The organism is Amycolatopsis sp. NPDC051373 (assembly GCF_040689465.1).
In the GTDB taxonomy this organism is placed as follows: domain Bacteria; phylum Actinomycetota; class Actinomycetes; order Mycobacteriales; family Pseudonocardiaceae; genus Amycolatopsis.
Genome location: NZ_JBFBAE010000054.1, coordinates 1 through 18,725 on the forward strand (window position 1 = coordinate 1; position 18,725 = coordinate 18,725).

The 18,725-nt window shown below is 71.2% G+C and carries 17 protein-coding genes; 10 read left to right on the top strand and 7 right to left on the bottom strand.

Going from position 1 to position 18,725, the window contains the following annotated elements:
- From AB0383_RS49070 to AB0383_RS49080, 3 genes are all read left to right on the top strand, one after another.
- The coding region (locus AB0383_RS49070; protein ID WP_366191512.1) for an NAD(P)H-dependent oxidoreductase at positions 1-410 on the top strand (410 nt) is incomplete at its 5' end.
- 66 nt (positions 411-476) lie between these two features.
- Positions 477-1,463, top strand: a complete 987-nt coding sequence (locus tag AB0383_RS49075; RefSeq protein WP_366191514.1) for an ATP-binding cassette domain-containing protein — start codon at positions 477-479, stop codon at positions 1,461-1,463.
- Complete coding sequence (locus AB0383_RS49080; RefSeq protein ID WP_366191516.1) at positions 1,460-2,305, top strand: ABC transporter permease; 846 nt, start codon at positions 1,460-1,462, stop codon at positions 2,303-2,305. Before AB0383_RS49075 ends, AB0383_RS49080 begins: the two co-directional genes overlap by 4 nt.
- A 357-nt stretch (positions 2,306-2,662) precedes the next feature.
- Here the strand turns inward: AB0383_RS49080 and AB0383_RS49085 are convergent, their stop codons facing one another.
- The gene (locus AB0383_RS49085) at positions 2,663-5,725 is read right to left on the bottom strand and encodes an AAA family ATPase (RefSeq protein WP_366191518.1); all 3,063 of its coding nucleotides are present in this window, start codon (positions 5,723-5,725) and stop codon (positions 2,663-2,665) included.
- A gap of 452 nt (positions 5,726-6,177) precedes the next feature.
- On the opposite strand from AB0383_RS49085, the gene AB0383_RS49090 reads away from it, so the two are divergent.
- The 3 genes from AB0383_RS49090 to AB0383_RS49100 all read left to right on the top strand — a co-directional run bounded on the left by AB0383_RS49090 (position 6,178) and on the right by AB0383_RS49100 (position 8,908).
- Positions 6,178-6,372 carry a hypothetical protein gene (locus AB0383_RS49090; RefSeq protein ID WP_366191520.1) on the top strand — a complete coding sequence of 65 codons (195 nt, stop codon included), beginning with the start codon at positions 6,178-6,180 and terminating at the stop codon, positions 6,370-6,372.
- Positions 6,372-7,331: a GH25 family lysozyme gene (locus AB0383_RS49095; RefSeq protein ID WP_366191522.1), complete on the top strand. Its 960-nt coding sequence runs from the start codon at positions 6,372-6,374 to the stop codon at positions 7,329-7,331. Before AB0383_RS49090 ends, AB0383_RS49095 begins: the two co-directional genes overlap by 1 nt.
- Before the next feature lie 302 nt (positions 7,332-7,633).
- The gene (locus tag AB0383_RS49100; RefSeq protein WP_366191524.1) at positions 7,634-8,908 is read left to right on the top strand and encodes a cytochrome P450; all 1,275 of its coding nucleotides are present in this window, start codon (positions 7,634-7,636) and stop codon (positions 8,906-8,908) included.
- A 340-nt stretch (positions 8,909-9,248) separates the two neighbouring features.
- On the opposite strand, the gene AB0383_RS49105 is transcribed toward AB0383_RS49100, so the two are convergent.
- Complete coding sequence (locus tag AB0383_RS49105) at positions 9,249-9,878, bottom strand: alpha-ketoglutarate-dependent dioxygenase AlkB (protein WP_364188003.1); 630 nt, start codon at positions 9,876-9,878, stop codon at positions 9,249-9,251.
- 110 nt (positions 9,879-9,988) lie between these two features.
- Here AB0383_RS49105 and AB0383_RS49110 point away from each other — a divergent pair, with 110 nt between their 5' ends.
- Positions 9,989-11,035 carry an alcohol dehydrogenase catalytic domain-containing protein gene (locus tag AB0383_RS49110; RefSeq protein WP_220238872.1) on the top strand — a complete coding sequence of 349 codons (1,047 nt, stop codon included), beginning with the start codon at positions 9,989-9,991 and terminating at the stop codon, positions 11,033-11,035.
- Here the strand turns inward: AB0383_RS49110 and AB0383_RS49115 are convergent.
- Entirely contained in the window at positions 11,019-11,615 is a 597-nt protein-coding gene (locus tag AB0383_RS49115) for a winged helix-turn-helix domain-containing protein (protein ID WP_366191527.1), read from the bottom strand. The genes AB0383_RS49110 and AB0383_RS49115 overlap by 17 nt on opposite strands.
- 155 nt (positions 11,616-11,770) lie before the next feature.
- Between AB0383_RS49115 and AB0383_RS49120 the strand changes: the two genes are divergently transcribed.
- A complete protein-coding gene (locus tag AB0383_RS49120) occupies positions 11,771-12,376 on the top strand; it encodes a hypothetical protein (protein ID WP_364188008.1) in 606 nt (201 codons plus the stop codon).
- Positions 12,377-12,398: 22 nt separating this feature from the next.
- On the opposite strand, the gene AB0383_RS49125 is transcribed toward AB0383_RS49120, so the two are convergent.
- Together AB0383_RS49125 and AB0383_RS49130 are read right to left on the bottom strand one after the other, a co-directional pair.
- Positions 12,399-13,340 carry an RluA family pseudouridine synthase gene (locus tag AB0383_RS49125; protein ID WP_366191530.1) on the bottom strand — a complete coding sequence of 314 codons (942 nt, stop codon included), beginning with the start codon at positions 13,338-13,340 and terminating at the stop codon, positions 12,399-12,401.
- A 47-nt stretch (positions 13,341-13,387) separates the two neighbouring features.
- Positions 13,388-13,780: a DUF5313 domain-containing protein gene (locus AB0383_RS49130; protein WP_360596256.1), complete on the bottom strand. Its 393-nt coding sequence runs from the start codon at positions 13,778-13,780 to the stop codon at positions 13,388-13,390.
- Positions 13,781-13,895: 115 nt separating this feature from the next.
- Here AB0383_RS49130 and AB0383_RS49135 point away from each other — a divergent pair, with 115 nt between their 5' ends.
- The gene (locus AB0383_RS49135) at positions 13,896-14,339 is read left to right on the top strand and encodes a MarR family transcriptional regulator (RefSeq protein WP_364188013.1); all 444 of its coding nucleotides are present in this window, start codon (positions 13,896-13,898) and stop codon (positions 14,337-14,339) included.
- A 4-nt stretch (positions 14,340-14,343) separates the two neighbouring features.
- Here the strand turns inward: AB0383_RS49135 and AB0383_RS49140 are convergent, their stop codons facing one another.
- Positions 14,344-14,865, bottom strand: coding sequence for a YceI family protein (locus tag AB0383_RS49140; RefSeq protein ID WP_366191533.1), 522 nt, complete (start codon positions 14,863-14,865; stop codon positions 14,344-14,346).
- Positions 14,862-15,464 carry a hypothetical protein gene (locus AB0383_RS49145; protein ID WP_366191535.1) on the bottom strand — a complete coding sequence of 201 codons (603 nt, stop codon included), beginning with the start codon at positions 15,462-15,464 and terminating at the stop codon, positions 14,862-14,864. The genes AB0383_RS49140 and AB0383_RS49145 overlap by 4 nt, the downstream gene beginning before the upstream one ends.
- Positions 15,465-15,583: 119 nt before the next feature.
- Between AB0383_RS49145 and AB0383_RS49150 the strand changes: the two genes are divergently transcribed.
- Positions 15,584-18,328, top strand: coding sequence for an AAA family ATPase (locus AB0383_RS49150; RefSeq protein ID WP_366191537.1), 2,745 nt, complete (start codon positions 15,584-15,586; stop codon positions 18,326-18,328).
- The last annotated feature ends 397 nt before the right edge of the window (positions 18,329-18,725 follow it).

The window sequence follows — 18,725 nt, forward strand, 5'->3', positions numbered from 1 at the left end:
CCGCGCGGCCGACCCCGGCGATGGCCGGGTTCGCGCGGCGGATCGCGGCGGCAGAGGCGTACGTGGTCGTCACGCCCGAGTACAACCGCAGCTTCCCGGCGTCGCTCAAGCAGGCCATCGACTGCGCGTACGACGAGTGGCGGGCGAAACCGGTCGGGTTCGTCTCCTACGGCTACCGCGCCGCCGGCCGGTACGCGGTGGAGCAGCTTCGTGGGGTGTTCACCGAGCTGCACACGGCGACGTTGCGCGACGCGGTGTGCCTCGACCTGCTCGAAGCGCGCGTGGCTGACGGTGGTTTCCGCCCCGATCCGGAGCGCTACGCGCACGCCGTGACGACGTTGCTCGACGAGCTCGTCTGGTGGGGGCTCGCTCTGCGCGACGGGCGGCGGGCGCGGCCCTACTGCGCTTGAACCGACTGCGCGTGAATCGACTGGGTCTGACCGACTGTGGCCGAACAAGAACGGGGAAGGACAGACATGAGCAGCACGACCGCCGAGCCGGCGATCGAGACCGCCGGGCTCGTGAAGGTGTTCGGGGAGACCCGGGCGGTCGACGGCATCGATCTCGTGGTGCCCGCGGGCACCGTCTACGGCGTCCTCGGCCCCAACGGCGCGGGCAAGACCACCGCCGTGCGCATGCTGGCGACGCTGACCAGGCCCGACGGCGGTGAGGCGCGCGTGTTCGGCAAGGACGTGGTGCGCGAAGCCGACGCCGTGCGCAGCCGCGTGAGCCTCACCGGGCAGTACGCGTCGGTCGACGAGGACCTCACCGGTACCGAGAACCTCGTGATGCTCGCCCGGCTGCTCGGGCATCGCAAGCCCGCGGCCCGGTCGCGTGCGGCGCAGTTGCTGGAGGCGTTCGGGTTGACCGACGCGGCGGCGCGGCAGGTGAAGAACTATTCGGGTGGCATGCGGCGGCGGTTGGACATCGCGGCCAGCATTCTCAACACGCCGGACCTGTTGTTCCTCGACGAGCCGACGACAGGGCTGGACCCCCGCAGCCGCAACCAGGTGTGGGACATCGTGCGGGCGATCGTCGCGCAGGGGACGACGGTTTTGCTGACTACTCAGTACCTCGATGAGGCGGATCAGCTGGCGTCGCGGATCGCGGTGATCGACCACGGGAAGGTGATCGCGGAGGGGACGAAAGGGGAGTTGAAGGCTTCTGTCGGGGTCGGGGCCGTGCATTTGAGGTTGCGTGATGCCGGTCAGCGCGAGGCTGCAGCCGAAGTGCTGGGGCGGACGCTTGAAGCGATGGTGCAGTTGGAGCCGGATCCGGTGGCGTTGACGGCGCGGTTGTCGGCCGACGAGCACCTCGGCTCGGCCGATCGCGCCTCGCGGGCCCTCGCGGAGCTGGCGCGGGCCGGCATCACTGTTGACACGTTTTCGTTGGGTCAGCCGAGTCTTGATGAGGTGTTCTTGGCTCTGACTGATCGTCCGGCAAGTGAGGAGGTGGCGGTGTGACGACTGTACGCGAGGCTGATGTCGAGCTGGCGGCGCCGAACGTCGAGGATTTGGCTGCGTTGCTGGTGGCGGTCGAACGGCCGCCAAGGCCCAGCGCGCTGTCGACGTCGATTACGTTTGGCCGGCGCGCTGTGTTGAAGATCAAGCATGTGCCGGAGCAGTTGTTCGATGTCACGGCGTTTCCGATCATGATGACGTTGATGTTCACGTACCTGTTCGGTGGTGCTTTGGCGGGTTCTCCTTCGCAGTATTTGCAGTTCTTCCTGCCGGGGATTTTGGCGTCCAGTGTTGTGATGATCACGATGTACACGGGGCTGGCTGTCAATACGGATATCGAGAAGGGGGTGTTCGACCGGTTCAGGACGCTGCCGATTTGGCGTCCATCCGCGATGGTGGGGTATTTGCTGGGCGATGCGTTGCGGTATGTGATCGCGTCCGTGGTGATCATGGTGGTGGGGCTGATTCTGGGGTTCCGACCGCCAGGTGGTTTCGGGGGTGTGGTGGCCGGGGTTGTGCTGCTGCTGGTGTTTTCGTTCGGGTTGTCGTGGGTGTGGACGATGTTCGGGCTGCTGCTGAGGTCGGAGAAGTCGGTGATGGGGGTGAGCATGATGGTGATCATGCCCCTGACTTTTCTGTCCAACGTGTATGTGGATCCGTCGACGATGCCGGGATGGTTGCAGGTGTTCGTCGAGTTGAACCCGATTACGCAGCTGGTGAGCGGGGTTCGGTCGATGATGGCCGGGGCTTGGGACTTCGGGGCGATCATGTGGACGTTGATCGCGGCTGGAGTGCTGACGTTGGTGTTCGGGACGTGGACCATGCGGTTGTACAACAGGAAGTGAAGGTTGCTTTGGGTGCCTCGGTGTGCTGCGCACGCCATTGGCACCGGGAAGTGGTGGGCACCCCGATTTTTGATTGTCGCGACGGTAGAGATCGGCTTGTCAAGGCGGGAAAGAGTACCTTGACAAGCCGATCTCTACCGTGTTGTGGAAAAGAATCGGGGGGCCGGGAGGGGGAAGGGCGCGGGGAGGGGTTGGGGAGTTCGTGGGTTGTGTTGCCGGGTCGGGTGGGGTGGTGGCAAGAGAACGCCGGGCCGGCTGGGGCGGGGCGTGGTGTGCGGCTGACGGTTGAGGACAGGCAAGCGCGCGGCCGAATGAACCCGCGCCGAACCCGCGCGGCGCCTGTGTCGGGTGTGCGAGTCAGAGCCGCCATGGGGTGGGGGTGGGTGGGTGGTAGGAGCAGCTCGAGCCGGTGGTGATGGTGGCGTGGAGGTGGTCGGCGAGGGTGGGGTGGAGGTCGGCCAGTTTGCGGATGGCGTCGCGGATGCGGGCGGTGACGGCTTTGCGCGCGCGTTCGGATTCGTCGCCCAGGCGGCGGGTGCGGCCGGCGAGGCCAGAGGAGGTGCGCAGCTCGGTGAGGAGCGCGGCGCGTTCCGTGTCGAGGGTGGCGGCGCGGGTGTCGTCGCCGAGGGTGGTGGCGTGGTCGATGGCGGCGTCGAGTTCGGTGAGGCGGTGGCGGTAGGCGGCTTTGGCCGTGTCGTCGAGGATGGGGGTGCCGGTGAAGGTGGGGGCGACGTCGGCCTCGGGGGCGAGGAGGCGGACGGCGGGGACGTCGGTGCCGGGGCGGCCGAGGAGGAAGTGGAGGTCGCGCAGGCCTTTGGAGTCGGGGACGCGGGTTTCGTGGCCGGCGTAGCGGAGGCACCAGACGGCGTCGGTGCGGCGGAACTCGTTGAGGGGTAACGGTTCTGTCCGGGCCGAGCGGACGCGGGTGGGGATGTGGTGCATGCCCAGTGACGTGGCTTCCGCGGTGACGGTGTCGAAGAGTTCCGCCGCGCGGCGGGTGTCGCCCAGGTTCTGGTAGGCGGTGGCGAGGTGGCTGCGGGCTTCGATCGACCACGGGCGTGCGCGCAGGCGGTCGGCGGATCGGGCGGCGGACGTGAAGAGGTCGACGGCGAGGTCGTGGTCGCCGAGGGTCGCGGCGAGCAGACCGGTCCAAAGGTCGACGGGGCCGCTCAAATCGCAGCCGTACAAGGAAACCAGCCACTCGCCGGAGTACGGCGCGAGCTCGGCCAGGAGGCGTTCGGCGGCCGGGCGGTCGCCCAGCACGGCGGCGGCCTGGGCCTGGCAGCGCAGCCACAGGGGGGTGAACTCGCGGGAGTACGGGGCTTCGGCGGTGGCCTCGGCGAGCAGCTCGCGGGTGGCGGCGGCGTCGCCGGCGTGGGCGGCGGCGAGGGCGCGCAGGAGGCCCGGGTGGGAGTGCCCCGCGTCGCTCATGCGGGCGGGCAAATCGGCCAGCTCGGCGAAGCGACCTTGCAGCAGCAGGGCGCTCCAGCGCAACTGGTCGCCCATGAAGCCGAACTCGCGTTCGCTCAGGCCGAGGTGCGCGTCGAGCGCCTGCTGCAACGCGACGTCCGAGTCGGCGAAGCGGCCGTGCAGGGCGCAGATGACGCTGCGGTCGATTTTCGCGGCCAGTTCGGCTCCGCGCAGGCCACTGTTTTCCGTCAGGGCCTGGAACGAGCGGAATTGGTCGAGGTAGCGCGGGTCGCCCTGTTCGAGGAGTGCGACCCATTTCAGCGACGACGCGAAGTATTCGTTCTCGCGGTCGCCGGTGCGCCGGGCGACGGCTGCGAGTTCGTCCGTCAGCCGTTCGCGTTCGGCGCCGCTGCCGGGGCCCCAGATGGCGTCGTGGCGGGCCCACAGGGAGAACGCGAGCGCGTGGTCGTCTTCGTCGTCGCGGGCGAGCATGGCGGCGCGGGCCGTGAGCTCGAGCGTGACGCGGTCGAGGGACAGCTGTTCGGCCGGCGTGCCGGCGCACAGGCGGCGGTAGGCTTCCAGCAGGAGTCCGGACACGAGCTCGTGGCGTGCGCCGCCCGGGTCGACCCGGGCGAGGGTGAGACCAGCGCGCGCGAGCAGCTCCGCGTCGTCGAGTTCGCGCACGCTCGCGACGGCGCCTTCGAAGTGCGCCCAGGCCTCGTCCTTGTCGTCGACGCGCCAGAGCAGTGTGCCCAGTTCCAGCTGGACGACCGCACGCGTGCGCAAGGTCGGTGCGCGTTCCAGCGCGCGCCGCAGGTGGCCGATGGACTCCTCGATGGCGAGGCGCGCGCTGGCATCCCGGGCGGCCGCCAAGAGCAGCTCGACGGTGCGGGCCGGCTCGACGAGGGCGCCCGCCAAGTAGGCGTGCCGGGCGCGTTCGGCGGGACCGACCAGGTCGGAGTCGGCGACGGCCGCGTGCCGGCGGGCCGCCCCTTCGGCACCGAGGCCGGCGTAGCGCGATTCGCGGACCAGGTCGTGGGCGAACGCGAAGCGGCCTTCGCCGAGCGCGACCACGAGCCGCGTCGCGACGGCCTGGCCGAGCAGGTGGTCGACCTGCGGCACGGGTGCGCCGGCGACCGCGGCGAGCAGGTGCAGCGAGAACTCCCGGCCGAGCACGGCGGCGTCGCTCAGCAGGTCCGCCACCTGGGCCGGCAGCAGCGAAAGCCGCCGCTGCAACGCGTCGGCCACGCCCGGCGCGACGGCCGAGACGGGGCTGCCGCTGCGCCAGAGCCGCGCGGTCTGCTCGACGAAAAACGGGTTGCCGCCGGTGCGGCGGTGCACGTCGGCGGCCAGCTCGGCGCCGGGGTCCGTGCCCGCGGTGCGGCCCATCAGCTCGGCGACCTGCGCGGGGTCGAGTCCGGTGAGCGTGACCGTGGTGGCCTTCGCGACGAGCGGCAGCACGAGCTGGTGCAGCGGGTGGCCGGGCGCGTCGACCTCGACGTCCCGGTACGTGCCGATCAGCAGCAGCCGCTCGAACCACGTGTGGCGCGCCGCGAAGTCGAGCAGCCGCAGCGACGCGGGGTCGGCCCAGTGCAGGTCGTCGAGCACCACGACCACAGGCCGGTCGTGCGAGAGGGTGATGAGCGCGCTCGTGACGGCGTCGTGCAGGCGGAACGCGTCGCCTGGCTCGGGTGATTCGCCGAGCAGCGCCGACAGCGTCGCGGAATCCGCGGCAGCCCACTCGTGCGGCTCAGCGGCCCGGCGCAGCGCGCGCACGACCTGCACCCACGGCCAGTAACCGGGCGCGCTGCCCGATTCCCAGCACGTACCGGCCAGCACGAGCGCCCCGCGTTCGCGAGCCTCGTCGGCCAGGCCCGTGACGAGCGTGGTCTTGCCGATGCCGGCCTCGCCTGTGACCAGCACCAGGCCGCCGTGGCTCGCGGTCGCGCGCGCCAGCTCAGCGCGCAACACCGAGGCGGGGTGCTCCCGTCCGATGAGCGCCGCAGTCATGTCCGTTTCCTCCGGGTTCGTGAGCCGAGCGTCTCACGGCGCGGCGTCGTTCGTCGCGCCCATTCCGGGCGGGCTTCGGCGCCGACACGTTCACGCCGGGAGGAGAGCTCCTCTCCTCGGCCATCACCATTCTGGATGACGACACCGACAATCCGGTCGCGCCTGTGGGGGCGAGACGTCTGAACCTGCTTCGGACGACTGGTAGTGCCGAACCGGCGCGCGGCTCGGCCCGACCCTGACGATTTCGTGGCGAACCCGCTGCGCGACAGGCGAAAGCGGACTGGCTCACTCGCCGTCGTGGCGCTGCGCCGTGGCTCCGGCCTCCTGCGTTCGGAGGAGGCGAATACCCATGGTGGCGGTGTCGTCCGCGTGGCGCGCGTGGCAGGTTACAAGGCAGCTCCAACTCGCGAAACGGACAAATCGTCCCAAGCTGAGCAACTGGGGGAGCAGTCGTGCCGACGAACACGGCCACCGCCACCGGCGCCGACCGGGCCGCCGCGCTGCGGGCGGAAACGCGGCGGGCCCGGCGTGGCCGACATCCGCGCGGCACGACACGCCGATGGTGGAACCACCGCGTGGTCGACGCCGTTCGCGAGCGCGGCCGCACCCACCCGGCGCCCACCTACGTCACGGAAGGCGGTTCCTGATGGCGCTCGGCATCGACATCTACCGCAGGTTCCAGACCGTCACCAGCTGGCCTGCGGTCAAGCGGGCCGGCGTCACGTTCGTCTACGTCAAGCTCTCCGACGGTGGCGGTACCCCCGCCGGCGGCCGCGGCGACAACGAGGTGAACGGCGCCAGGTCCGTCGGCATCCCGGTCGGCGGCTACCACTTCGTCCAGGCGAGTCCCGGCGCCGCGGCGCAGGCCGACGTCCTCCTCGGCGAGGTGATCCGGCTCGGCGCCACCGGCTGCGTCCCGATGCTGGACCTGGAGGACAACCCGCCGGGTTCGGAGGTGCCGAACATCCCGGACAGCCAGAAATCCGCGTTCGGCAGGGCGTTCTGCCAACGGATCGACGCTCGTGGTTTCCGGCCCGGCGTGTACATGAACAACGCGCTAGCCACGCTGCTGCGCCCGGACAGCTGGGGCATCCCCGGTCTCGTGATCTGGATCGCCCGCTACGGCGCACGGCCCGCTGCCGCCGCCGGCCGCTACGACATCCACCAGTACAGCTCGTCCGGGACCATCCCGGGCATCTCGGCGGCCGGCGTCGATCTCGACGAGAGCTACACGACGGCGCACCTCGGCGCACTCAAGACCCCGGGAGAAGAGGAGGACGAGGACATGAGCAGTGACCGCGGAGAGGCGACGGAGCCGGGCGAGTGGGGCAAGCTCCACATCCCGGTGAACGGCGGCCGATACCTGCGGCTGGCGTCGAGCTACGACCAGCCGATCACCCTCGACGGCATCTCGCTCGTGGGGGACACCCCCGGTCTCGCGGGCCGGGACGTGGTCACCGTCCAGGCCGGCGGAAAGGTCGACGCGGACCGGCCGGGGCCGTGGGATCTCGCCGGGGCCAGCGGGGCCTACGCGAACAAGTCACACGTGGTCGTCCGCTACCAGTGCGCCGGCGCGGTGAAGGGCTGGGTGAACAACCGCGCCTGACTTCTTTTCGTGCGGGGCGCGTGAATTGTCACGTTCACCCGGAAGGGTCGGCCCGTCCGAAACACGCTCGGAGGCCCCGGCGACCTGAGAACGCCGGGGCTTTCCGCTGTCCGAAGGAGATCGCGGTGTCCACTGTGGATGGATCCGCGATCGCCGCGCGGACCTGGGCCGGTGCCGGCCGGGCCCCGCTCCCGCGTCGCTGGTCACGGCCGGGTCACGGCGCATGTCATGATCCCGAACCGCAGGTGACGGCTGTCTCCGCGCCGATCACCCGATCGGCGGCGTGAGGTAGTGTCGCTGGCATGGGGAGTCTCCGCTCGCGAATCCTCGCCTGGGCCGGCCGCCGGTACATCGCGAGGCAGCAGAAGCGAGGTTTCGACCTCGAGAAGATGGCGTTCCTTCCCGACTCCGCGCTGGAACCGCTTCGGCGCGTGGGGCTGGACCCCGTGCCGTCGCTGGGGCAGCGCCGGGCCGAGGAACCCATCAGCAAGCTCGACCTGCCGTTCGGCATGAACGCGTGGCTCGTGACCGGCTACGAGGAGTCCAAGGCCGTTCTCGGCAAAGTCTCGGAGTTCAGCAACGACTTCACGAACCTCGTCGGCAATGCGGGCGTGACCGAAGACCAGAACCCGGGCGGGCTGGGCTTCGCCGATCCGCCGGTGCACTCGCGGCTGCGCAAGCTGCTCACGCCTGAGTTCACCATGCGCCGGCTCAACCGCCTCACGCCGCGAATCGACGAGATCGTGAACGAACAGCTCGACGCGATGGCCGCCGCCGAGGGCCCCGTGGACCTGTGGGAGGCGTTCGCACTCCCGATCCCGTCGCTCACGATCTGCGAGCTGCTCGGGGTGTCCTATGAGGACCGCGCCGACTTCCAGCGCCTGAGCACCGCGCGCTTCGACCTGTTCGGCGGCGCGGGCGCGTCGCTGGGCGCGATCTCGGAGTCGCTGACCTACCTGCTCGACATCGTCAAGAAGCAGCGCGAAGAACCGGGCGACGGCCTGCTCGGCATGCTCATCAAGGAGCACGGCGACGAGATCGACGACCTCGAGCTCGCGGGCCTCGCCGACGGCGTGCTCACCGGCGGCCTCGAAACCACCGCCAGCATGCTCGCCCTCGGTGCCCTGGTGCTGCTCCGCGACCCCGCCGCGTTCGACGCGGTCCGCGGCGACGACGACTCCGTGCACCGGTTCGTGGAGGAGCTGCTGCGCTACCTCACCGTGGTGCAGATGGCGTTCCCGCGCTTCGCCAAGGAAGACATCGACATCGCGGGCGTCCACATCGGCGAGGGCGACATCGTGCTGGTGTCCCTCTCCGTTGCCAACCGCGACGCCGGGCTGGGCACCGACATGGAGCGCTTCGACCCCAAACGCGACCCGTCTTCCCACCTGGCCTTCGGCTACGGCATCCACCGCTGCATCGGCGCGGAGCTCGCGCGCATGGAGCTGCGCACGGCCTACCCGGCCCTGGTGAAGCGGTTCCCAGACCTGCGGCTGGCCGTCGAGCCGGACGAGCTGGCGTTCCGCAAGGTCTCGATCGTCTACGGCCTCGACTCGCTGCCGGTGCTGGTCCGCTGACGCCGGGCTCACGCCGGATCGCCGCGGTCGATCTCCTCCGACTTCATGGCAGGGGAGCGGCGCCGCGGGCGTGGCGAGGCGGAGGCTCGGCGTACTTCGACGGAAAGTGGCTCCGGGCGGCACCTTTCCACCATCCCGGCTGACCGACAAGTGGCTCACGCGCGCGGTCTTGCCGGGGGCGCACGGCAGCGAGGGCTACTGACCTCCGCGGCGGCTGCTGCCTCCCTCGTTGGCGTCACCGGACCTCTCGCGGAGACTCGACGTCGTCGGGGGATCGTTCGCGGCAGTCCACGTCGCCGGGACAGTCCGCTCGCGCGCACCTCTTCCTTGCCCCGACTGACTAACGCACCCCTTTCGGCCGGAACTGGATGCTGATCCGCGGCCCCACTCCCTTGCCCGTTTTGGGGATCGCGTGTTCCCACGTGCGCTGGCAGGAACCGCCCATCACGATCAGGTCGCCGTGGCCCAGCGGGTAGCGGTGGGACTCCCCGCCGCCGCGGGGACGGAGGGCGAGGTGGCGCGCGGTGCCCACCGAGAGGATCGCGACCATCGTGTCTTCGGAGCTGCCGCGGCCGATGGTGTCGCCGTGCCAGGCGACGCTGTCGCGGCCGTCGCGGTAGTAACACAGGCCGGAGGTGCGGAAGGGCTCGCCGAGTTCGGCCGCGTAGTGCGCGGAGAGCGCGTCGCGCGCCGAGGTCAGCAATGGGTGCGGCAGCGGCTCGTCTTCGCGGTAGAAGCAGAGCAGGCGCGGCACGGCGACGACGCGGTCGTACATCTGCCGCTGCTCGGCGTGCCACGGGACGTCGGCGACCAGGCGCGTGAAAATCTCGTCGGACCCCGACAGCCAGCCCGGCAGCACGTCGACCCACGCGCCGCGGCCGAGGTCGGTGCGCCGGATCCCGTCGAGGGAACCCAGAGCAGCGCCTTCGAAGCCGGACCCGAAGAGCGATCCCTGAAGTGCGTGACTCATGCCCCCACCGTACACGATGATCGAACACCTGTTCGGGTGTCTGATTTTGAGACCGGCGGCGCCGCGGACCCGTCGTAGCGTCGAAGGTCGGTCCCGACCCGGAGGTGGCGATGAAGGCACTGGTGTACCACGGACCCGGAAACAAGGCGTGGGAAGACGTTCCCGACGCGACGATCCAAGAGGTGACCGACGTCGTGGTGAAGGTGGACACCACCACGATCTGCGGCACCGACCTCCACATCCTCCACGGCGACGTCGCCGCGGTCACCGATGGCCGCATCCTCGGCCACGAGGCCGTCGGCACGGTCACGGCGGTCGGCGACGCCGTCGGCAGCTTCAAAGTCGGCGACCGGGTGCTCGTACCGGCCGTCACGCGCTGCGGCCGGTGCGACTACTGCCAGCGCGGCATGCCCTCGCACTGCCGCACGGTCGGTGGCGTCGGCTGGATCTTCGGGCACCTCATCGACGGCACCCAGGCCGAGTACGTCCGCGTGCCCTTCGCCGACACCTCGCTCTACCACGTGCCCGCCGAGGTCACCGACGAGCAGGCCATCTTCCTCGCCGACTCCCTGCCCACCGGCTACGAGGTCGGCGTGCTCGCGGGCGAGGTGCGGCCGGGCGACACGGTCGCCGTCGTCGGCTCCGGCGCGGTCGGCCTCGCCGCGATCCTGACCACGGGCCTGTGGGGCGCGTCGAAGGTGATCGCCATCGACGCCAACAAGTTCCGCCTCGAGAAGGCCCTCGAGTTCGGCGCGACGGACACGGTCGCCGCCGGGCCCGACACCGTCGCGGAGGTGCTCGCGCACACCGACGGGCTCGGTGTCGACGTCGCCATCGAAGCCGTCGGCTACCCCGAGACCCTGCAGACCGCCGCCGCGCTCGTGCGGCCCGGCGGGCACGTCGCGAACATCGGCGTGCACGGCGTCGGCGTGGAACTCCCCATGCAGGACCTGTGGATCCGCAACATCACGCTCACCATGGGGCTCGTCGACACCGTGTCGATCCCGACGCTGCTGAAGATGGTCGCGAGCGGCCGCATCCCCGCGGAGAAGATGGGCACGCACACGTTCACCTTCGACCAGCTTGACCAGGCCTACGACGTGTTCGGCAACGCCGCCGACCACCAGGCGCTGAAGGTGATCATCCAGCCGGCGTAGGCGGATCGGCCGGCTTCGGGTGCGCGGTGACCACCAGTCGGTGCGTCCGCGCACCCGGAGCCGATTCGTCGTGGTAGCGCGAGACGAGCCCGGCCACGAGCGTGGTCAGCTCGTCGGTGAACGCCGCCCGCTCGCGCGCCGAGCCGAACGCGATTTCCGTGTCCAGTGCCAAAGTCGGCAGCGGTTTGCCGGCGCGCGCCGCACGGCGCACGAGACCGGCGACCTCGCGCACGGTCCGGCCGGCGACCGCCAGCAGGTAAGCCGACGACAGCTGGTCGGGCTCCATCGCCGACGTGCCGGCGTCGCCGAGCGCGGCGGGGGAGACCTGGTACGACGCGGCCGTTGCGGCGAAGAGGCGTTCGGTCAGCCCGCCCCACTGGCGCTCGCCCGCGGGCTCGACGAGGCCGTGGGATTCCAGCGCGCGCAGGTGGTAGTTCACCTTCTGGCGCGTGAGCCCGACGCGCGCGGCCAGCGACGCCGCCGACGCGGGTTCGGCCAGCGCCGCCAGCAGGCGCGCGCGGACCGGGTCCAGCGCGGCCGCCGCGGCGGCCGGATCCTCGATCACCTCGACGTCCCGCACGGTCCGAGCCAAGCATTGACAAACAAAGCTGTCAAGAGTCGCGAATCCGGCTCTTGTCTGTTTTCGTCCGTGCTCGTACAGTGATCATCCAGGTTCGACGCAGTGGTCTGGACCTGTCCCACTACCGCCGCCCTGAGTTGTACGGAGGTTGGCAAGTGAGAGGAAGACTACGCCTCGGCGGGGTGCTCGCGGGGGTCGTGTGCGGGCTCGCGGTGGTGGCTCCGGTGGCCAGCGCGCAGGTCGGCACCGGTCCGTGGAAGTCGTGGTCGCCGGGGTTCTCCGAGCAGGAGCGCGGGTGCGGGCAGATCAACGGGCTCACGTTCCAGCTCACCTGCTCCACGGGCAGCGGTGATCAGCGCGCCGAGCGCCGCTACGACACCTACACCGGCGGCACGCACCAGTTCGAGGGTTCCTTCAAGGTCACCAGCATGAGCGGCACGCGCATCAGCGTGAAGCAGACCTTCCGCGACGGGTCGAACGCCGGACCGTACTTCCTGTTGGCGGTGGAAAAGGGCGGCCGGATGTACGCGGTGGAGGGCGGTCAGACGCTCGCCGGCGACGCCACCGTGGGTACTTCCGTGCGAGTCAACACCATCAACCAGGTGGGCAGCACGCACAAGGTGTACATCAACGGTTCGCTCAAGCAGACCATCGACAGCCCGAGCGGTAGTTATTACGACAAGTTCGGTTCGTATCGCACCAGCAGTGGCGCGGGACCGATCACCGTGCAGTGGAGCGGTGTGAAGTTCTGGACGAAGTGAGTTTCGTGCGGCGTCCTCGGCCTCAGCTCGCCGGGGGCGCCGCCCACTCGTCAGGTGAGTCCCACGCCGTCAAGCGCAGGGAACTCGTGAACCGGCGGTGCTCGCCGCTCACGGGATCGTCGAACTCCAGCACCTTGGCCAGCAGCTGCAACGGTTTCGTGAAGTCGTCGAGCGGTTTTTCCGTCAGCACGGGGTAGAAGTCGTCGCCGAGGATCGGGATGCCGAGGCCGGACAGGTGCACGCGCAGCTGGTGTGTGCGGCCGGTGGCGGGCAGCAGGCGGTAGCGGCCGAGCCCGTCGCGGTGTTCGATCAGTTCCACGCGGGTCTCGGCGTTCACCGGCCCCTCGATCTCCTGTGCCGCAAGCACTCCGCGTTCCTTGACGATGTGACTGCGGACCGTGCGCGGCAGCTCCAGTGAAGGATCGTACGGTGCGATCGCTTCGTATTCTTTCTTCACGCGTCGGTCGCGGAACATCGTTTGGTACTTTCCGCGCACTTCCGGTGTGATCACGAACATCACGAGCCCGGCGGTCACGCGGTCGAGCCGGTGCGCGGGCGACAACGCCGGCAGGTCCAGGTCGCGCCGCAGCCGGACCAACGCGGTTTCGAGGATGTGCTTGCCGCGCGGGATCGTGGCGAGGAAGTGGGGCTTGTCGACCACCAGCAGGTGTTCGTCGCGGTGCACGACCGAGATGTCGAACGGCACCACCACCTCGTCGGGCAGGTCGCGGTGGAACCAGATGAACGAGCCGGGCACGAACGCCGAGTCGACCCCGAGCGGCCCGTCGAGGCCGAAGATGCGCTCCTCGCGCAGCATCTGTTCGATCCGCGCCGGGTCCAGCCGCGGCAGCCGCTCCACGAGGTGCTCCAGCAACGTGCCCCACGGGCCCTCGTCGGGCATCCTCAGCCGCGCCGGGTCCAGCCCGTAGCGCGGCGACAGCGGGCCGCGAAGCTTGCGTCTCATCGGACGCCGACTCTAGTCGTGGCCGGCGGCACCGCTGCCGGGAGTGCTCACTCGCCCGTGTTCTGGCGGTAGATCGCGATGTAGCGGGCCTTCGCCTCGGCGTCGGCGGCTTCGGCGGCCTCGCGGCGGATGCGCTTGCCCGTGCCGGGAGGGAAGCCGTTGCGCGAGAGGCGGTGCTCGATGCTTTCCTCCATGTACACCGAGGAGTAGAAGTACGCGACCAGCGCCGCCATGAGCACGATCGCGAGGCGCAGCGCCAGCGGGCCCGGCAGCAGCAGCCACACGAGGCACAGCGGGATGAGGCCCACGGAACTGCGCAGCACGTGCCGCGCCTTCCAGTGCTTCGACGTCGTGTCGTGCAGGATCCAGTCCCGGTAACGTTCGGGCAGACGCCCGCCTACTGCGTACCAGAACCAGCGGAAGACTCCCGGACGGTCCATCACGCCTCCTTGTCGGCTGCCTCCAAGGTACACTAATCATTAGTGCGCTAATCGATAAGGTAGCCGAGGCCACATCCGAAGCCGTTAAGGTGGCCCGGACCAGGAGGAGGACCCCGTGGCAGAGATCGACCTGGGCGACGACCCGCTGAAGCTCGACCGCCAGGTGTGCTTCGCGCTGTCGGTCGCCTCGCGCAGCGTCATCGCGGTCTACCGGCCCCTGCTGGAGCCGTACGGGCTGACGCACCCGCAGTACCTCGTGATGCTCGCGCTGTGGGAGAAAGCCCCGAGGTCGGTGAAGGACCTCGGGGCCGCGCTGCGGCACGAACCCGCGACGCTGTCTCCGTTGCTGAAGCGGCTCGAAGCGATGGGCTACGTCACCCGCGGCCGCAAGGCTTCCGACGAGCGGCAGCTCACCGTCGAGCTCACGGAGAAGGGCCGCGCACTGCGGGCCGAGGCCGAGAAGATCCCGTACCGCGTGGTCGAGGCGCTCGGCATGGAGGTCTCCGAACTGGAGGCCCTCCATGCCGTCTTGAGCCGCGTGATCGAGGCGACCGCCTGAGCGCTCAGCGCGGCGCCACGAGCACCGCGTCGATGCCGATTTCCAGGTAGCGCCCCACGATCGCGCGCGGCGCGCTCATGCCGAGTGGTGCCCGGTCGAGCGTCGCGCGGGCCTGGAGACGCACCGAGCCGCGGCCGGTGTCAGCGGGCCGTTCGACGGTGAGCGTGAGCGGGCACGTGGTGCCGCGCAGGCTCAGGAACCCTTGCGCCGCCCAGCCTTCCGGGCAGGTGGTGATGTCGCCGGACGCGAAGGTCATCGTCGGTTCGGTGCCGCAGTCGAGCCACTGGGACTTCTGCAGGTCGCGGTCGCGGCGGCGGTTGCCCGTGTCGATCGCGGACAGGTCGAGCTCCGCGCGCAGGGCGGTCGGCGTGCCGGCGGTGTTCACGTACACCGTCGCGGACCGGACGGGGATCGAGCCGTGCACGAGGTGGAAACCGAGCTTGCGCACGGTGAACGTGGCCGACGTCCGTCCGGTGTGGACGGTCCAGGTGCCGGGACGCAGACGGGTGGTGGTGGGGGTGCTCATCGGATACCTCCGGTGGTGACGGATGCGGGCAGGGTGTGGTGGAAAACGCGGTGCAGGTCGATCCGCTCGGGACCGGTGAGCAGGGCCGGATCCTCGCCCGGCAGCAGCTCGGTGCTCAGCACCGCTTTCTGGACGGCTTCGATCGCGGCGACGGACTCGGCGAACCCGAGCACGAGCCCCGCGCCGTCTTCGGCGCGCAGCACGAATACGGGGCCGATGCCCGGCACCTGCCGGGCGGCGGGCCAGATGCGCTCGTGGCCCGCGAAGTCCTCGGCGCGGACCTGCGCCTCGTTGCGCGGCCCGGCGAACCGGCTGGCCTGGGCGTAGTTCGGCGCGGCCGGGGCGAACTCGGCGGAGACGACCTCGTAGACGTCGGTGTCGAGCCACGTGGTGCCGGGTCGGGTGTGCGCGGCTGCTTCGTCCGCTGACGCGGCGTCGGGCCAGAACGCGACGGCCGCGCCGAGCACGCCGGCGACCTGGCCGAGCACGCACCCGCCGAGGGGCGCCGGGCCGGGGTGCAGCTCCGCGGCGAGGGCCCGGCCCCAGTCGCCGCTCTCGGTGGCGGTGTTCCGCCGGAACTGGTGGACGGTGGCGTACATGCTGCTCCTTCGGCCTGGGGTGGGAAGTTCGACGAGGTCCACCTTCGGCCGCGCGGACGTTCCGGACATCAGTGCCAGTACGCAGACGGACCACTGAAACCGGGCGCATACTTGCCTGCGTGACAGGCTCCGTGCCGTTCGTCGGCCGGGCCGGGGTGCTCGCCGACCTGCGCGGCCGGTTCGCGGCCGGCGCGGCGGGCACGGGTGCCCTGGTGCTGCTCGGCGGGCCCGCCGGCATCGGCAAGACCACGCTCGCGGAGGCCGCCACCGTCGGCCTCGCCACGGTGTGGGGCCGCTGCGTGGACGATCCCGGCGCGCCACCGCTGTGGCCGTGGCGCCGCGTGCTGTCGGCCCTGCCCACGGCCGGTGCCGAGGTCGCGCGCGCCGTCGCAGACCTGGACAGGAGCGCTGGTACGGACCTCGTCGCGGCGCGGTTCCGGCTCGTCGCCACGGCGGCCGACGCCCTTGTCGCCGCGGCCGAGCCCGGCGGTCTCGTGGTGGTGCTGGAGGACCTGCACTGGGCCGACGAAGCGTCGCTGCGGCTGCTGCGCCACCTCGCCGGCGAGCTGCGCCGCTCGCGGCTGGTGGTGCTCGCGACCTACCGCGACACCGGCCCCACACTCGACGAAACACTGCCCGAGCTGCTCGGCGGCCCCGCGACGCACGCAGTCACCGTCGCGCCGCTGGCCGAGCCCGACGTGCGTAGGTACCTCAGCGAGGTCGCCGGCGCGGCCGTCGGCGACGCCGAGGTGCGCGACGCGCTGCGCCGCTCCGGCGGCAACCCCCTGTACCTGCGGGCGGTCGCGCGCTCGGCCGGGTCCGGCGGCGGGCGCGCCGAGCTGCGCCACCTCGTGCGGACGTCGGTGGCCGGGCTCGCGCCGGAGGTGCGTGAGCTGGTCGCCGTGGCGGCGGTGCTGGGGGAGGAGGTGGACTGCGGCGTGGTCGCCGACGTCGCGGGCCAGCCGGTCGCCGAGGTCGTGGCACTGCTGGACGAGGTCGTGCGCGCCGGTGTGCTCGTGCCCGTCGCGCCCGGGCGGCGCCGGTTCGCGCACGCCGTGGTGCGCGACGGCGTCTACGAGGACCTCGACCAGGGCGTGCGCGAGGCCCTGCACGCCCAGGCGGCGCTGGCGCTGACCCCGCGAGCCGAAGCCGATCCCGCCCACGCCGGGGTCGTCGCGGTGCACTGGCTGCGGTCGGCCGCCGACCCGGCGACGCTGGGCCGCGCCGCCGGCTGGGCCGTGGTCGCCGCGCGCGAGGCGACACGGGCGCTGGCTTTCGCCGAGGCAGCAAGGTTTCTGACCTTCGCCGTGGACGCGCGACGGCGAGCGGGCCGGACCGAGGGACTCGCCGAGCTGCTCGTGGACCTCGCCACGGCCGAGTACCGCTCGGGCCGCTTCGGCCCGGCCCTCGACCACGCGGAACAGGCGGCCGAATGTGCGGAAACTCCCGAGACGCTCGCCGCCGCGGCACTCGTCGTGCGAGACCTGTCCGCACCGGAGCTGTTGCCCCGGCTGGACAAACTCGCCGACACGGCGCTCGGCGCGCAAGTGCCCGACGCGCTGCGCGCCCGGCTGCTCGCGCAGGCCGCGTCGGTCGCCGCCGACGTCGGGCACACCGAGGAGGCTCGTCGGCTGGCCGACGAAGCGCTCGCGCTCGCCGAACGCGGCACCGACGACGAGGCCCTGCTCGACGCGGTGCGTGCGCGGTTCAAGGTCCTCCCGATCGAGCTGCCGCTCGACGACCGGCTTCGGCTCGGCTCCCTGGCCGTGCGCTTCGGCGACCGGCAGCCGCTTTCCGCGCTGTGGGGCCACAAGTGGCGCATCGACGCCGCGTTCGAGACCGGGGCGATGGCCGTGGTCGACCACGAGATCACGGCCGTGACGGCGCTCGCGGCGACGACCCGGCTGCCACTGGTGCGCTGGCACGACCTGCGGCTGCGCACGTCGCTGCTCGCGTTCCGCGGCGCGTTCGCCGAGGCGCGTGAGCTGAACCGGCAGGCCAGGGAGCTGGCGGTGGCCGAGCTGGCGGACGACCGCTCGGCGCTCGGCATGTCGTCGGCGTTCAGCCTGCAGCTCGCGCTCGTGACCGGCGACGTCTCCGAGATCGACGAGCACTACGATGAGATGCTCGCCACCGTGCCGACCCTGCCCATCGCCGTGGTGTCCCGGCCGCTCGTGCACGTCGTCCTCGGGGAGGACGAGGCGGCGCTCGCGGGGTACGAGGCCGTGCGCCACCTCGCGCGGCAGGAGGGCTTCGACCTGCGGTCCAGCGGGGTGGGGCCGAACCTGCTGGTGCTGGTGGAGGCCTTCGGCGACGTCGAGACGGCCCGCTTCCTCGAGCCCGTGCTGCGGGCCGCCGAGCGGGTGCTGTCGAGCGGTGCGGGCGTGTACTGCAGCGACTGCGGCACGAGTTGGCTGGCCCGCCTCGCCGTGGTGCTCGGCCGGGCGGAGGAGGCCGCGCGGCTGTTCGAGGCCGCGATCGCGGCGAACGTGCGGGTCGGCGCGCGGCCGTTCGTCGCGCAGAACCGCCTGCGGCTGGCCGCGGTGCTCGCGACCCTCGGCGAGACCGGCAAGGCCCGCTCCCTGGCGCGTCAGGCCCTGGACGAGGCGCGCCGGCTCGTGATGCCGGGCGCCGCGGCCGAGGCCCAGGCGCTGCTGGGCCGGCTGAGCACGACCGGACCGCTGACGCCGCGCGAACGCGAGATCGCCGGCCTCGTCGCCGACGGACTGGCCAACCGCGCGATCGCCGAGCGGCTGGTGGTCTCCGAACGCACGGTGGAGAGCCACGTCCGCAGCATCCTGGCCAAACTCGACCTGGCCAACCGCACCGAGATCGCCGCCTGGACCCACCGCGGCGGCGGATAACGACCCACCCGGCCACTTCGCCCTTCCCTCACCCCGCCCACCCCCTGCTCACCGCCGCTCGCACGCACGGCAGTCGAGTGGCCAGCCGGTGAGCGGCCAGGAGGTGGGTGGCCAGGAGGAGCGGGCGGGAGGAGCAGGCAGGAGGTGGGTGGCCAGGAGGAGCGGGCGGGAGGTGGGTGGTCAGGAAGTACCTGGGCGAGAGGTACGTGGCCAGGAGATGGGTGGCCAGCCGGTGAGTGGCCAGGAGGTAAGCGGCCAGGAGGAAGGTGGGCGAGAGGTGAGCGGGCAGATCCGGTCGCCTTCAACCCAACTCACCCTGCCGAGGCGACCACGGCGCGAGATCGCGCCGGCTTCCGGATGGGGCGGTGCGATCGGCCCCCGGCCGATCCGACCGCCC

What these genes read in the sequence shown, in the direction of transcription:
- AB0383_RS49075 (WP_366191514.1), top strand. Translation starts at nt 477, where the DNA reads ATGAGCAGCACGACCGCCGAGCCGGCGATCGAGACCGCCGGGCTCGTG.
- AB0383_RS49085 (WP_366191518.1), bottom strand. Translation starts at nt 5,725, where the DNA reads ATGACTGCGGCGCTCATCGGACGGGAGCACCCCGCCTCGGTGTTGCGC.
- AB0383_RS49095 (WP_366191522.1), top strand. Translation starts at nt 6,372, where the DNA reads ATGGCGCTCGGCATCGACATCTACCGCAGGTTCCAGACCGTCACCAGC.
- AB0383_RS49100 (WP_366191524.1), top strand. Translation starts at nt 7,634, where the DNA reads ATGGGGAGTCTCCGCTCGCGAATCCTCGCCTGGGCCGGCCGCCGGTAC.
- AB0383_RS49105 (WP_364188003.1), bottom strand. Translation starts at nt 9,878, where the DNA reads ATGAGTCACGCACTTCAGGGATCGCTCTTCGGGTCCGGCTTCGAAGGC.
- AB0383_RS49110 (WP_220238872.1), top strand. Translation starts at nt 9,989, where the DNA reads ATGAAGGCACTGGTGTACCACGGACCCGGAAACAAGGCGTGGGAAGAC.
- AB0383_RS49125 (WP_366191530.1), bottom strand. Translation starts at nt 13,340, where the DNA reads ATGAGACGCAAGCTTCGCGGCCCGCTGTCGCCGCGCTACGGGCTGGAC.
- AB0383_RS49130 (WP_360596256.1), bottom strand. Translation starts at nt 13,780, where the DNA reads ATGGACCGTCCGGGAGTCTTCCGCTGGTTCTGGTACGCAGTAGGCGGG.
- AB0383_RS49140 (WP_366191533.1), bottom strand. Translation starts at nt 14,865, where the DNA reads ATGAGCACCCCCACCACCACCCGTCTGCGTCCCGGCACCTGGACCGTC.
- AB0383_RS49145 (WP_366191535.1), bottom strand. Translation starts at nt 15,464, where the DNA reads ATGTACGCCACCGTCCACCAGTTCCGGCGGAACACCGCCACCGAGAGC.